This window comes from Kribbella sp. NPDC050281, from assembly GCF_040655855.1.
Lineage (GTDB): Bacteria > Actinomycetota > Actinomycetes > Propionibacteriales > Kribbellaceae > Kribbella.
On sequence record NZ_JBFAKS010000047.1, the window covers coordinates 1 to 14,849 of the forward strand.

The window sequence follows — 14,849 nt, forward strand, 5'->3', positions numbered from 1 at the left end:
CACACCGACGTACGGCTGCCGGGTCGACGGCGGCACGTTCGTCACCTCGGCGATCGCGTGGGCGATCCGGAACGACTCGGCCAGCTTGCCGCCCGCCAGGCCGGGGCACGACGCACGCTGGGGGAGGGGTCAGCGAGTCAAGGTGATGAGTTGTGCGGTGCCTGCCTGGACCGTGGCGGTGAGTGTGTTGCCGTCCACCGGGACCCGTTGACCGACCGGTGAGCCGGTGGCCGTGCCGTTCGGACGGATCTGCCGGTCGCCGAGCGTGACCTTCGAGGCGTCCGACGAAGCGAGGCCCGCGGCGTCGCTCGATCGCAGCATGACGCTCTTGCCGTGACGGAACCGCGAGGGCAGGTCGAGCGTGATTCGCGAGGCGGTGCTGTCCGCCGCGGCCGGGTCCTGGACGTTGATCAGTACGACGGTCAGGTCGCCGTGCCGATCCTCGACGCCGTACGCCCGCAGCTTGCCGAGTTCGGTGTCCGGCAGGCCGAGGTCGACGAACCGGCCGCGAGGCACCTGACGGAACGCCCAGATGCCGTAGTACAGCGGTGTCGCGGACAGCTCACCCTTGTCCATCGCGGCCTGATCGGCGGCGCAGAACGCACCGTAGTACCGGTACGAGATCGGGTACTCCGGCGAGTCGCGCGGCTTGAAGTCACCACAGATGGCGGCCGTGTTCGTGTGGAACTGCACTCGGCTCACACCGCTCTGAGCAGTCTGGAGCAGGTAGTCGAGCGACCACAGGGACGTCGCGTAGCTGGTGCTGACGCCGGGCTGACCGCTGCACGACGCGCTGTTGGACTCGTTGATCGTCGTCGGGATGCCCGGCAGCCGACTGCTCAGCTGCATGATGCCCTGCAGTTTGGCGTCGGTGTTGAGGTGTGTCGTGGCCGACATCAACTGCGGGATGGTCAGGTTGGACGAGCCGCAATGGCTGCCCGGGTACCAGTGCGAGGCGATCTCACTGATGACCTGGTCCGGCTTGACGCTGGTGTCCGCGGCGACGGCAGCGGTGAACTCGTCCAGTTTCGTGTTCGTCTTCGCGGTGTTCGCCGATGGCCCGGTCAGCTTGATCCTTGCGTGTGGCAACCGTTGCCGGATCGCCGCGGCGTACTGCTTCATCGTCTCCCAGTACTGCGCCGGCGTCAGCGTCGTGACGTGGTCGTATTCGTTGCCCAGTTCAACCGAGAGCAGGTCGTCGCCGAGCGTCGCGTGGGCAGCAGCGACCTCCTCGATGACTTGGTCGAGAGTGACCTGTCCGTTGAGCACCGAGAGCAGCGGCGCTCCCAGAGTGACCTTCCAGCCGGACTCGTGCAGCAGGGAACGGAGCTGGGTGAAGTCGCCCTGGTCGACGGTGCCACCGATCGCCCAATCGGGTGCCGGAGTGTCCTTCGCGGCGCCGAACGCCGGCCAGACCAGATCCATCGAGTAGCCGCCGAGGCGCAGTACGCCCGGTCCGAGGGTCTTCAGCCGCTGCGCCATGCGTTCGCGGGTCAGGTATCCGTGCGCGAAGTCAGCGGACTCGACCGAGAAGCCTTGGTTGTCACCGGTGATCGAGGCGTTGGTCTGGTCGCTGGTGACGGTCAGCCGGACCTCGCTGGTCGGCGACGGTGTGGCGCTGGTGGGTGGCGGGGCGGCGCCGGCGACCAGCGTTCCGGTACTGGCGAGCGCCACCGCCAGGGTGGTGGCGAGCAGGGATCTCATCGGGGCGGTCTCCTCACGGATGATTGCTGATGACAACGACCTCGCCGGGCACGAGGGTGGTGGCGGTCTGATGGGTGAGCCGAGGCCGGAACCCGGGCCAACTGCCGTCGGTCCGGACCGCCTGCCCGTCGATGCGGACCTGTGGCGCGTCGAGCATCCGTCCGGCACCGATCGGGTCGTACGGCGTCAACCGGTCGACGAAACCACGTGGTGTCGCGACAGTGATCGGCTGGTCGGTCTTGTTGATCAGGACCAGGCGGCCGTCGGCGCGCCACCCCTGGACCTCGGTGCCGGTGTCGACCGGCCGCAGCGTCTTCGCGCCCTGAACGAAGTGCGAGAAGAGGAGCAGCGCGTAGTACTCCGGTTGTGCGGTGGGCGCACCGATCGCTGGGGACGGGTCGTAGTTGACAGCGTTGTAGTAGCCGTTGCCTTCCTCGGGTTCGAAGAACGCGCGGACCTCGGCGTTGTGCAGGTTGACGCCGACCCCGCCGATCCGGCAGTCGGCGTTACTACCGGGTTGATCCGGCGGCTGTGGGCAGGCGACGTGGAACATCATGTCCACGGCGTACGTCGCGCTCGCCGCCACGTTGCTCACGCCATCCGCGCCACGACCTGCGGCCGTGTTGGTCTCCTCGAGGCGGTAGGTCAGGCCGCGCTGAGCCGCGTCGGCGCTGTGCACCGCCACCTGGTAGTCGAGGCTCGCGAGGTGCTCGGCGGACAGGAGCGCGGGGATGGACGGGCAGCGGTACGGCTTGTTCACACAGGTCCGCGCGAGCGGATAGAAGTGGTCGCTGCTGTGGACCGGACGCTGGGTGTCGAGGATCTGCTGCCAGTTCCAGAACCATCGAGTCGGGACTGTGCGTTCGTGGATCTGCTGCCAGGGCAGGATGTCCTCGCTCGTGTTCGGTGTGATCGCCTTGGTCGGGCTGATCGCCGCGGCGTACACGGGCAGGTCCGCGACGTACCGGTCGAGGCCGGAGGTGCCGTACGACAGGTCGGGCTCGTTGCCGAGTTCGATGCCGATCACCTGGCCGGGCCGGAAGGTCTCGCGGACCGCGGTCGCGAACGCCTTGGCGTGCTCAGGGCTGACGAACGGCCGCGTCTCCTTCGGCGGTGACATCGCCGTGCCGAGCACAACCCGCCACGCGTCGTGGCCGTGGCTCGCCTGGTCGAGCGTCGCCCGGATGTTGCGCAGATCCTCGGGCGTGATGATCTCGTCGGTGTTCGGTGCGGCCGGGTCGAACGGCATCAGATCCTGGGACGAACCGCCGATGCGCAGTACGCCGCTGCCGAGGTTCCGCAGCAGTTGGACGAACGCCGGCCGGGCGGTCGGACCCATGTAGCGCTCGATCAGCGACCACTCGATGCTCAGCCCGACGAAGTCGCGCGCCACCGCCCTCGGCACAGCCGGGAGTACGTCGGCCGCGGGCGCGGCACCGGCGTGCGGAGTGCTGGGTGCGAGCAAGGTCAGGGGGAGGGCGAACAGCGCGAGGGCGGCAACGACCGCCCGGCGCCTGGGGCGGCGTCGGCTCATCATTCAACCTCTGGGAGGCTCCGGCCGCGGGCACCGGAGTGGCTGAGAAAACGTTGTCTGATTAGACTTCTGTGAGATTCTGACCATGTCAACCCCTCGGGCGTGACGAACTTCCCGCGGCTCGCTGACCGCGCGCGGCGGGTAGCCTCGTGCCCGCAGACCTGTATGGGGAGGACCGTGACCAGATCCGGGAAGCGCACGACGATCGTCGATATCGCGCGTCAGGCCGAGGTGTCGATCTCGACCGTGTCGCGGGTACTGAACGGGCGACCGGTCGCCGACGAGGTGCTGGCGACCCGGGTGCGGAAAACGGCGACCGAGCTCGGCTACCGGCCGAACATGGTCGCCCGGGACTTCCGGCGTGGCGTGACCAGCACGATCGGCGTCGTCGTACCCGATCTGGCGAACCCGTTCTTCCCGCACGTGCTCAAGGGATTGGCCGAGGAGGTGTCGGCCGGTGATCATCGCTTGCTGGTGGTGGACTCCGGTGAGGACGCTGACCAGGAACTGCAGCTCGTGGCACAGTTGGCGGGCAGTTGCGACGGCATCATCCTGTGTTCACCGCGGATGCCGCAGAGCAGTCTCGCCACGTTGCCGGCGCTCGGCGTACCGATCGTGTGCACGAACCGCTCGGTGGGCGCCCTGCCGTTCGGGACCGTGGGAATCGACTCGGCATCGGGTATGCGCCAGGCCGTCGCGCACCTCGCCGAGCTCGGCCACCGGCAGATCGGCTACCTCGGAGGTCCTGGCACGTCGTGGTCGGACGGCCTGCGGCGAGAGGGCCTGAGTACGGCGGCCGCGGACCTCGGCGTCAAGGTGTCGTCGACGGAGGCGGGGTCGACGAGCGACGATGGTCACGCCAAGCTTCCCGAGCTGCTCGCTCAGGGCGTGACGGCGGTGATCGCCTTCAACGACCTGGTGGCGATCGGTGCGCTGGCCCGGCTGCGGGAGCTCGAGATGGATGTGCCGTCGCGGCTGTCCGTTGTCGGGTTCGACGACATCCCGGTCGCCGCGTTCCTCGGGCCACCGCTGACCACCGTCAGTCTGCCGAAGGAGGAACTCGGCCGGCGCGCCTGGGCCGGTCTCCATCAGCAACTGGAGACCGGGCAGGTGCCCCAGGAGGAGCTCCTGCCCGCGTCGCTCGTCGTTCGGCACTCGACTGCCGCACCCGCCGACTGACGATCGTCACTCCGACGTGAACGTCAATTCGGTCGGGCCGAAGGACACGTTGAGGTTGACGTCGATCGTCATCCGCCCGTCGGCTGTGCGGCAGGCGAGCTTCGCGACGAACGGCGTCTCGAGCCAGCGGATCGTCGCGACGAACGCGTCGCCGTCACCGTAGGCACTGGTCACGACGCGCTGCACCTCGGGAGCAACCGCGTCCAGGAGTACGCCGTGACTCGACTGCTCACGCCAATCGCCGACCGCGCACACGATGTCGGTCGGCCCGTCCGAGTCCCGCTCGACACCGAGCAGCGAGAACGTGCCGGTCCCGTCGGGGTCGAGGCGAACCGCGGTCAGCCCGGCGATGTTCTCCGCGAACCGGTACGTCTGCCCGTCGCCACCCGCCGGCGCAGGACCGGTCGGCGGCGGCAGCTCGAGCCGGTCGGGCCGGGCCACCGGCGTGACCTCCTTGCCCTCGAGCGCGGGAAGCAGGTGGTCCCAGACCGTGTCGACGATGGCCTGCATGTCGCCCGTCGCGCTGGTGACGATCAGGGCAGCGTCGTGATCGGGGAGGATCATGACGAACTGACCGAACGCGCCGTCGCCGCGGTAGGTGTTGTTGCGCCCGCGCCAGAACTGGAAACCGTAGCCCTGCTGCCAGTCCGGGTTCTCCTGGTCGTCGTTGGGCACCTGCTTGGAGGTCGCGGCCTCGTACCACTCGGCCGGGACGAGTTGCTTGCCCTCCCAGGCGCCGTGCTGCAGCAGGAGTTGGCCGAACTTCGCCAGTGACTCGGTGTTGATGCTCAGCCCCCAGCCGCCGACGGTGATGCCCTCCCTCGACACCTGCCAGGTCGCCTCGGTGATCCCGACCGGCTCGAACAGCCGCGGCTTCAGATAGTCGAACAGCCGCTCACCGGTCAGCCGCTGCAGGATCGCGGACAGCATGTACGTCGCGCCGCTGTTGTAGACGAACACCGTGCCCGGCTCGTGGTCGACGTCGAGACCGAGGAAGATCTTGACCATCCGGCGATCCCGAGAGAGCGCCGCGACGGTGTCCTCGCTGTGGCCGGTCGTCATGGTGAGCAGATGCCGGACCGTCATCGCGGCCAGGTTGTCGCTGATCGTCTCGGGCAGCTCGTCGGCCTCGAAGAACGAGATCACCTTGTCGTCCAGCGTCAGCAGACCGGAGTCGATCGCGAGCCCGACCGCGGTCGAGGTGAAGCTCTTCGACACCGAGAACAGCAGATGCGGATCGGTCAGCCGGTACGGCGACCACTCCTCCTCCAGTACGACGTGACCGTGCTGCAGCAGCATCACGGTCTGGATCTCCGGCTCGGACGCGTCCAGTGCGGCGACAAAGGTGTCGAGCGCGGCACCGGACAGTCCCTGGTCCTCTGGGGTACTCCGTGGAAGGCTGCTCACCCCAGGCACGTTATATCCCCGATCGGACAAATATCAGGTGCGTTCTACCAGGCGGGCAACCGTGATCTTGAACGCCGTGGCCGACGACGGGTCGTCAGCTTTGGTGCTCTGACGGTTGGAGGTGGTCGAGCTTGTCGGGGTTGACCACGCCGTGGATGGTGGTGATCTGGCCCTCGGCAACGACGAAGGACCAGACAGCGGCCGTGCGGTTCGCGCCGTCGCGGATGCGCAGTGCGGGCTGACCGCCGACGTGCACTGACTCGACCGTCAGCTCAAGACCGCGAAGTTTGACGAAGGCACCGACCAGCATCCGGGCTACGTTCTGCGCTCCGTGCACCGGCCGGGGGAATCCACCCTTCCCTCCGCCGTCGCCGGTGAACGTCGCGTCCGGTGTCAACAACTCGACCAGTTCCTCGAGCTCACCACGTTGCGCAGCCGCGACGAAGCGCCGTACGAGCTCGTCTCTTTCCTGACGGGAGGCGTCGAAGCGCGGGCGCTCGTCGGCGAGCCGGCGGCGCGCACGTACGGCGAGTTGGCGGCAGGCTGACGGGGTCTTGCCGATCATGCCCGCGACCTCGTCGTACGGGTAGCCGAAGACGTCGCAGAGGAGGAACACCGCACGTTGGTCGGGGGAGAGCCGCTCGAGGACGACGAGGAACGCGGTCGACAGCGAGTCCGACAGCGCGGCTCGGTCGGCGAGGTCGACGTACTCGTCGACGGCGGGCTCAGGCAGCCAGGGCCCGACGTACAGCTCGCGTTTGCGGCGCGCGGACCGCAGTTGGTCGATCGCGAGCCGAGTCGTGACGGTGGTGAGGAACGCCTTCGGCGACTCGACGTCCTCTTCGCGGTGCAGCCGGAGGTAGGCCTCCTGGACGACGTCTTCCGCGTCGCCGAAGCTCCCCAGCATCCGGTACGCGATCGACAGCAGCAGTGGCCTGAGTTCCTCCATCACACCTTCACAGACGATCGAGGCGGTCTGTCAGTGACACTGTCACACGATCGATTGTCCGATCGTCTGCAATCCACATGAACACAGTCACCTGGATCTTCACCGGCGTCCTGGCCGTGGTCTTCACGGTCTCCGGTGTCGCCAAGTCCACGATGTCCCGCGATCGCCTGATCGCGACCGGTCAGACCGGCATCGCGCCGTTCCCGATGCCCCTCGTTCGAGCCGTCGCGATCTGCGAGTTGTTCGCCGTCGCCGGTCTCTTCGCGCCGTGGCTGACCGACACAGCCCGCGTCCTCACGCCGCTGGCCGCGGTCGGCCTCGCCTTCGTCATGATCGGCGCCGCGACCTCCCACGCCTCCCTCCGGGAACCCAAACCAGTAGCCGCCAACACCACCCTCCTGGCCCTCGCCGCCTTCGTAGCCGCCAGCCGCTTCGCCACCCTGACCTGACTCAGGCCCTAGCTCTGGATCAGTACGGCCACGGTCCGGGGTGGAACCGTGGCTGTGCCGGTGCCGGGGGTCCAGGTTGTTTGTTTGACGACAGGGTCAGAGCCGGTGGACTGGATGGAGGAGAGGGAGAGGGACTGGCCGGCCAGGGCGGGGATTGTCTGGGTGACGGTCGAGGTGGTGGTGTTGAAGACGACCAGGACGCCCTTCAGGGACGGGTCGACGTCGGGGCCGGTGGTGTCGTCGATGTGCATGGTGACGACGCCGGGGGTTGTGCCGCTCAGGGGGAAGCTGAGTTTCTGGTTGATCAGGTCCGCGGAGCCCAGGCGGAACAGGGGAGTGGAGAAGCGGAGCTTCAGGAGGTCGTCCGCGGCGGCGGAGGCGGTCGTGACGTCCGCGGCGGTCGGCTTCAGGGCTGGGTTGGCGAGGAGTGGCCGCATGTACTGCCACTTGGCCTCGTTGTCCGGCTTCGGCGGCAGGCCGTGGCCGAAGCCGTTGTCGGCGCCGGTCCAGTCGAGCGTGTTGAACCAGTCGCCGGAGTCGTACGAGTTGCGATCCAGCGACTTGCTCCGCAGCATGTCCGCACCGGCGTGCCAGAACGACGGGGTCTGCGCCAGCGCGGTCGTTGCCAGCGACACCGTATTCATCCGGATCCGGTCCGGCATCGTCATTGCCGTCGGCAACTTGTAGGTCAGCGAGTCCCACAACGTCTCGTTGTCGTGGGCATCGACGTACGTGATCACCTCGTCCGGCTGGTCGGCGTACCCCGCCGGTGAACCGTTGTAGTCGACCCCGTCGCCGCGGACCACCGCACCGGTCTCGGCGGACGTGAAGCTGAATGCGCGCAGATTGCCGGCCAGACCGAGTTGGACGAGGTCGGTGTCGTGGGCGAGCCGTTTCGCGCGGTCCGCTTCCGAGCCGTTCACCGGGTCGCCGTTCGGGTCGCTCGCGGCGCCGGAGCCGAAGCCCTGGATCCGCGGGTTCTCGTCGAACGGACCGCCGCCGCGGACCGCGTCCCGGAGCCGGTCGGAGAACGTGCCGATCCCGGTGCCGCCGAGGTTTCCCTGCCGGGCCTGGACGAACAGCGCGTCGTTCGCTACCTCGCCGAAGTTCCAGCCCTCGCCGTACAGGTAGATCTTCTTGCCGTCGACGCCGTCCTTGGCGAGGGTCAGTTGGTCGAGCGCGGCCCGGACCTTCAGCATGTTGGCCTTGCTGTGGTGACCCATCAGGTCGAACCGGAACCCGTCGACGCGGTAGTTCCGGGCCCAGCTGACCGTGCTGTCGACCATGATCTTCTCGGCCATCGCGTGCTCGGTCGCGATGTTGCTGCAGCACGTCGACGTCTCGACCTTCCCGGTCGCGTTGAGCCGTTGGTAGTACCCGGGCACGACCTTGTCCAGCACCGACGTCGGCGCCTGACCGGCCGCCGGGGTGTGGTTGTAGACCTGATCGAGTACGACGCGCAGCCCGGACTTGTGCAGTCCGCCGACCATCGTGCGGAACTCGGCGACGCGGGCGAGACCGTCGCGCTGGGTCGCGTACGAACCTTCGGGCGCGAGCCAGTGGTACGGGTCGTAGCCCCAGTTGAAGCCGTCCTTCGCTGCGACCGCGGTCACGCAGGCCTGCTGCTGCTCGGAGTCCGGCGGCAGCGCCTTCAGATCACACGCAGGCGATTGCTGCCCGGTCTCCGGGATCGATGCAATGTCGAATGTCGGCAAGAGGTGCACCGTGTTGAGCCCGGCTGCCGCGAGCGCACGCAGATGCTTCGTCCCGTTGCCCTCGTCCGCGAAGGCGAGATAGGTGCCACGGTGTGCGGCCGGCACGGTGCTGTCGCTGATCGAGAAGTCGCGGACATGCAGTTCGTAGATTGTCGAATCGACCGCACGCGCGAGCTTCGGCGACGGCGTACTCGACCAGAGCGCGGGCTTCCCGGCCGGATCGTTCAGATCGACAGCGACCGAGTACGCCGAGTCGGTCGTGAGCGCGACCGAGTACGGATCGGTGACGACGTTGGTCTCCACCTTGCCCGTCGACGGTGCGAACACGGTCACCTGGTAGCGGTAGGCGGCGTTCTTCCAGGACCGTGGCCCGCTGGCGGACCACGATCCGTCGTCGCCGCGCTTCATGGCGATTGTCTGCGATCCGACCAGCAGATTGACCTTTTGTGCGGTCGGCGCCCACAGCGTGAACCGCGGCGCGCCACCCTGCCAGGTCACGCCGAACGATCGCCCGGCCGCCGACCCGCCGTACAGGTCGTCAAGGACTCCAGGGATCTGTACGCCGGTCGCGTCGAGCAGACGCCCGGCGTCGTCGTACTGTGCGAGCCCGAGTTGCCCGGTCAGGATCTTGCGGGCGTCAGCGTGATCCAGTCTGAGCGCTGTGTAGCCCTTGAGCGCTGGGAACTTCGCCAGGACCGCAGCAGGGATCCCACCGCTGTCATAGCGCAGTCCGGCCGACGTACCACCGATGTCGTCCGCGTCCACCTTCAGAGAGCCCTCGTCCGACCAGTGCAGTCGCCAGCGCGACCGCTCCGGGTGCGCAACCGGAGGTACGGCGAGCAGGTCGCGGCCGAGCCAGTAGGCCTTGGCCTGGCTCAGGTCGGGCTGCGCACCGGGCTTCGACGTCGTCACAGTGAGCGCGTGGGTCGCGAGCACGTACGAGAAGGTGACGACCAGGCCGTCGGCCGGCACAGTGATCGGAACGTTGTTGGCCGGGTAGCTCTCGTCGAAGGACAGGTTGTGTGCGACCTTCGCCTCATAACTGCCCGCTTTCAGCTCGCTGGTGGACCACGTGTAGGTGCCGTCGCCGTTCTCGTCTGTCAGCCACGGTCGCATGCAGGCCGGATCCCAGTCGGCCGGACAACCCAGCTCCGACTGGAACGAACCCGGCACAGTGATGATCGGCCCCTCCGCACTGGACGTGGCGAAGTGCCTGCCGTGCTCGTAGTAGAACGTCACCGGTCCGGCCGGCGCGATGTACGAGATGTTGGCACCGTTCTGGTTGCCACCGGCACCGTAGTTCTCGTCCCACGCCTTGTTGATGGCCGCCTTGTAGGCGTGCTCACCAGCCGGGATGGCGGTGTAGGTGCCCTTCCACACCTTGTCCTTCGGGTCGAGCGTCAGCTGCGCCTGGTCGCAGTCCGGCGACCAGTCCGCCTGGCAGCCCATCTCACTGTTGTGGTCACCCGGCACGCTGACGTTGGCGGGCTGCACGACCGGACCGGTGCCACCACCACCGCCGCCCGGGGCAGCAGCGTCGCCGACGACGCCGTACGACCCGGACACCGAGTAGTGGCCCGACACGTCCCGCAGCACCGCGCGGTACTCGAGCAGTGTCCCCTTCGGCACCCCGGACACGTCCTGGAACACCCGGTACGGCGCGTTGTCGTCAGATCCGAGCCGCTGCCACGCAGTCGTCCCCACGGGCCGGTAGCCGAAGGTCACCGTCACCGGAGTGTTCGCGGGGACCGCGGCTGCGATCTCAGCACGCCCGCCGACCGTCGCACCGAGCTCCGGCGAGCTCATGTAGACAGCCGGTGCCTTGGACGGCGACGGCACCTTGCTCTGGGCCTGATAGACGGTCACGGACAGCGGCGCCTGGCTGAGCAGCACCCGGCCCTCGCGGTCGGTCCGCACCGACTTGGAGCCACCGTAGACCGGCTTGAACGAGGCGTTCGACCCGTACGTCGGGATCGTCGCAGACGCGGCGGACGACGAGTTGTTCGCGACCACCAGGTACTCGACGTTGTCGCTGCCGAGCCGGCTGAATGCGTACAGCCCGCTGGAGTTCGACGAGTACCGGTGCACCTGGCGCCCGTCCGCCAGCGCCGGGTACTTCGCCCGCAGCTTCTGCAGTGCAGCGATGTGCTTGTACATCGGCGCGTCGGCGTCGTACCTGTCCTTGCTGCCGATCGTCGTCGTACCGGTGCCGTCCACGACCTCGTCGTCGGTGTAGTCGGTCGTTTTCGTGGCGAACATGTCCTGCCGCGCATCCTTGTCACCACCGGGACCGGTGAAGCCCTGCTCGTCGCCGTAGTAGATGACCGGCTGACCACGGGTGAGGAACATCAGCGAGTGCGCCAGCTTGTCGCGGGCGAGCAGCTCCTGGCCGTTCGCACCGCCCTGCTTGAGGAATGTGCCGACCCGGCCCATGTCGTGGTTGCCGAGGAACGTCGGCAGTTGGTACGCGTTCGAGTCGGAGTCGGTGTAGTAGTCGTCGTTCGCGTAGAGGTCGCGCAGCTTCGTACTCGGATCGCCCTTCGCGAACGCCACCGCGCTCTGCTGGAAGCCGAAGTCGAGGGTGGCCTGTAGCGCGCCGGCCGTGGTGTACGTCGACATGAACTTCGGGTCGGCGTCGAAGACCTCGCCGAACATGAAGAAGTCCTTCGCGCCGGCACCCTTGGCCGCGGCCAGGATCTGCGGCGAGAACTTCTGCCAGAACTCCAGGTTGACGTGCTTGACCGTGTCGATCCGGAACCCGTCGATGCCGAACTCGGCCCAGCTCTTGTAGACGTCGATCATCCCGTCGCGGACCCGTGGCTGCTCGGTGAACAGGTCGTCCAGGCCGACGAAGTCGCCGTACTCCGCCGATTCGCCGGCGAAGGTGGAGTCGCCGCGGTTGTGGTACAGCGTCGGATCGTTCAGCCAGGCCGGCACCTTCACGGTCTCGTCGGCCGGGGTGCGGAACACCGGAACGTTCGGGAACGACGTGTTCCGGTCCAGCGGCGGGAAGACGTCGCCACCGGCGTAGGTCTTGTCGTCGAACTCGGTGCCGGCAGCATCCTTGTACGGCGACGTGGACTTCGAGATGTAGCCGTACTGATCGGACTGGTACGCGATCACGTCCGCGGTGTGGTTGGTGATGATGTCGAAGAAGACCTTCATGCCCTTGCGGTGGGCCAGGTCGATCAGCCGCTTCATGTCCGCATTGGTGCCCAGGTGCGGGTCGATCTGGGTGAAGTCGGTGATCCAGTAGCCGTGGTACCCGGCGCTCACGTCGGCACCGGCGCCCTGCACCGGCCGGTTCTTGAACGACGGTGTGAGCCAGAGGGACGTCGTACCGAGGGACTTGATGTAGTCGAGCTTCTGGATCACGCCGGTCAGGTCGCCACCGTGGTAGAAGCCCTTGTCGGTCGGGTCCAGGCCGGTCTGCAGCCGGTCACCGGTCAGCCCACCGGCGTCGTTGGACTTGTCCCCGTTGGCGAACCGGTCCGCCATCAGGAAGTAGAACCGCTCCTTGGTCAGATCCTGGCGCAGGCTCGGTGACGACAGCGCCTTGTCGGCCGGGGTCACTGCCGACCCGGCCAGGTCGACCGGCTTCACGCTGACGACGTGGCTGGTGTCGTCGTAGCTGAAGGCGAGCTTGGCCGGTCCCTCGATCCGCAGTGGGATGTTCGGGCCGTTCAGCACACCGCCGGCGCCGTAGTTCTCGTCCCAGCTTCCGTTGACCGCGACCTTGTATTCGTACGAGCCGGCCGGCACGTCGAAGATCTTCGCGTACGGCGCGGCCGCGCCCAATCTGGTCGCCGCGCAGCCCGGATCCCAGTCGCCCGTGCAGCCGAGCTCGTTCTGCAGCGACCCGGCCAGCGTGATCACCCGATCCGCCGCGACCTGCGCGGGCGCCGGTGCCGCCGTACCGAGTCCGAGCACGACCACCGCTACCGCGGTGAACCCTGCCGTCCATCGCCTGAACCCGCGCATCCCGGTCCCCTCCCAGCCGACTGAGCCTGCCGGGACGCTAACCCGCGACCTTCACCGTGAGGAGGGCTCGAATGTCACGGTCGGGTCACGAGGCGTGGCAGAGTGCTTTCGATCGGCGTGCGCAGGGTGCTGGTCGCCTCCTCGTCGTACGGAGTTGGCTCGGCGTTGACGATGATCAGGGGTTTGCCGGCGTTCAGGGCGATGTCGCACAGACCGGCGGCCGGATAGACCTGCAGGGATGTGCCGACGGCCAGGAACACATCGGCTGCCTCGGTGGCGGCGACGGCTGCGTCGAGGACGCCGCGGTCGAGAGACTGGCCGAAGGAGACGGTTGCCGACTTGAGGATGCCGCCGCACATCTCGCAGGCAGGGTCTTCGTCGCCGGCGTCCAGCCGGGCGAGTACGTCGGCCATCGGGATCCGCCGCCCGCACTCCAGGCAGTCGACGAAGCGGACCGTCCCGTGCAGCTCGTGGACGAGGTCCGGTGATGACCCGGCCTTCTGATGCAGCCCGTCGACGTTCTGGGTGATCAGTCCGGTCAGGCGGCCCTGCCGTTCGAGCTCCACCAGCGCCAGGTGGCCCGGGTTCGGCTCCATCGTCCAGACCGGTACGGCGAGACGGTGCTTCCACGCCTCCACGCGGACCGCGCGGCTGGCGACGTACTCGTCGATGTCGAACATCGCCTGCGCGGCCGGGTTCTTCGTCCAGACTCCTTGCGGGCCGCGGAAGTCGGGGATCCCGGACGCGGTCGAGATCCCGGCTCCGGTCAGTACGGCGATACGGTCGGCATGGATCACGACTCCGAAAGTAGCGCCTTCCAGTCCGGAGCCAAGACCGACATCACGATCTCGTCGACCCACTGGCCCTCCCACAGCAGCGAGTCCCGCAGCCGGCCCTCGACCACGAAGCCGGCCTTCTCGTACGCGCGCTGCGCCCGCGGGTTGAAGGCGTACACACCGAGGCTGATCCGGTGCAGCCCGATCTCCTCGATGCCGTAGCCGACGATCAGCCTGGTCGCCTCGGTCCCGAGCCCGCGGCCCTGGCCGGCCGGGCCGATCAGGATCCGGAAGTTGCAGCACTGGTTGTCCGGGTCCCAGTCGTTCAGCACCGCCTCACCGACGACGGCCCCGGTGGCCTTGTCCACGATGGCCAGGTCGAGCCGGTCGGTCTGGTCCTTCCGGGTCCGCATCCACTCGCGCGCCCGCTCCTCGCCGATCTCGCCGTGACTTCCGGTCAGCCGGGCAACCTCTGGATCAGCCATCGCCGCAGCCATGGGCTCATAGTCGCCCTCGTCCAACGGCCGCAGTACGACGAGCTCACCGGTCAGAGTCGGCTTCGTCGCGAAGTCGGTCATGCTTTCGACCGTAGGGTCTGCCACTCAGGGGCCAGGATCGACATCATGATGTCGTCGTGGCGTTCGCCGTCCAGGGCGACTGCCTGCCGCAGCCGGCCTTCCTCGACGAAGCCGGCCTTCTCGTACACCCGCCGCCCGCGCGGGTTGAACGCGAAGACGGTGAGCGAGATCCGGTACAGCCCGAGTCGCTCGAAGGCATAGTCGACGATCATCCGGGTCGCTTCGGTCCCGAGCCCCTGGCCGCGGCCGTCCGCGCCGATCATGATCCGGAAGTTGCACGACTCGTCGTCCGGACTCCACTTGTTCAGCACTGCCTCACCGACGGTCCGGCCGGTCGCCTTCGAGACGATCGCCAGGTCCAGGCGATCGGTCTGCTCCTTCCGGGTCCGCAGCCATTCGCGGTACATCTCCTCCTCGACGCCACTGCCGTCGTCATGAGGATCGGTGAACCTGGTCACCTCGGGATCGGCCATCGCCGCCACCAGCGCGTCGTAGTCGCCCTCGTCCAACGGCCGCAATACGACCAGCTCACCCGTCAGCGTCGGTTTCACCGCGAAGTCACTCACGGTCGGCAGTC

10 protein-coding genes are annotated in these 14,849 nt (G+C 67.7%); 2 read left to right on the forward strand and 8 right to left on the reverse strand.

From position 1 onward, the window contains the following. Positions 1-129 precede the first annotated feature (129 nt). Together AB0I34_RS36870 and AB0I34_RS36875 are read right to left on the reverse strand one after the other, a co-directional pair. On the reverse strand, positions 130-1,704 hold the full coding sequence (locus AB0I34_RS36870; RefSeq protein WP_360454672.1) for a hypothetical protein: 1,575 nt from the start codon (positions 1,702-1,704) through the stop codon (positions 130-132). A gap of 13 nt (positions 1,705-1,717) precedes the next feature. Beyond that, positions 1,718-3,238 (reverse strand): hypothetical protein, encoded by a 1,521-nt coding sequence (locus AB0I34_RS36875; protein ID WP_360454675.1) that lies wholly within the window; start codon positions 3,236-3,238, stop codon positions 1,718-1,720. Between the two features lie 177 nt (positions 3,239-3,415). Here AB0I34_RS36875 and AB0I34_RS36880 point away from each other — a divergent pair, with 177 nt between their 5' ends. Further along, a complete protein-coding gene (locus AB0I34_RS36880; RefSeq protein ID WP_360454678.1) occupies positions 3,416-4,417 on the forward strand; it encodes a LacI family DNA-binding transcriptional regulator in 1,002 nt (333 codons plus the stop codon). A 6-nt stretch (positions 4,418-4,423) separates the two neighbouring features. Here AB0I34_RS36880 and AB0I34_RS36885 read toward each other — a convergent pair whose 3' ends face one another. After that, entirely contained in the window at positions 4,424-5,824 is a 1,401-nt protein-coding gene (locus tag AB0I34_RS36885; protein WP_360454681.1) for a serine hydrolase, read from the reverse strand. Positions 5,825-5,918: 94 nt separating this feature from the next. Further along, positions 5,919-6,773: an RNA polymerase sigma-70 factor gene (locus AB0I34_RS36890; RefSeq protein ID WP_360454684.1), complete on the reverse strand. Its 855-nt coding sequence runs from the start codon at positions 6,771-6,773 to the stop codon at positions 5,919-5,921. A gap of 77 nt (positions 6,774-6,850) precedes the next feature. Here AB0I34_RS36890 and AB0I34_RS36895 point away from each other — a divergent pair, with 77 nt between their 5' ends. After that, on the forward strand, positions 6,851-7,222 hold the full coding sequence (locus AB0I34_RS36895; protein ID WP_360454687.1) for a DoxX family protein: 372 nt from the start codon (positions 6,851-6,853) through the stop codon (positions 7,220-7,222). Between the two features lie 8 nt (positions 7,223-7,230). On the opposite strand, the gene pulA is transcribed toward AB0I34_RS36895, so the two are convergent. From pulA to AB0I34_RS36915, 4 genes are all read right to left on the reverse strand, one after another. Continuing rightward, positions 7,231-12,918, reverse strand: a complete 5,688-nt coding sequence (gene pulA / locus AB0I34_RS36900) for a pullulanase-type alpha-1,6-glucosidase (protein WP_360454690.1) — start codon at positions 12,916-12,918, stop codon at positions 7,231-7,233. A gap of 74 nt (positions 12,919-12,992) precedes the next feature. After that, on the reverse strand, positions 12,993-13,715 hold the full coding sequence (locus AB0I34_RS36905; RefSeq protein WP_360454693.1) for a Sir2 family NAD-dependent protein deacetylase: 723 nt from the start codon (positions 13,713-13,715) through the stop codon (positions 12,993-12,995). Continuing rightward, on the reverse strand, positions 13,712-14,272 hold the full coding sequence (locus tag AB0I34_RS36910; protein WP_360454696.1) for a GNAT family protein: 561 nt from the start codon (positions 14,270-14,272) through the stop codon (positions 13,712-13,714). The genes AB0I34_RS36905 and AB0I34_RS36910 overlap by 4 nt, the downstream gene beginning before the upstream one ends. Further along, on the reverse strand, positions 14,269-14,838 hold the full coding sequence (locus AB0I34_RS36915) for a GNAT family protein (RefSeq protein WP_360454699.1): 570 nt from the start codon (positions 14,836-14,838) through the stop codon (positions 14,269-14,271). The genes AB0I34_RS36910 and AB0I34_RS36915 overlap by 4 nt, the downstream gene beginning before the upstream one ends. Between the last annotated feature and the right edge of the window lie 11 nt (positions 14,839-14,849).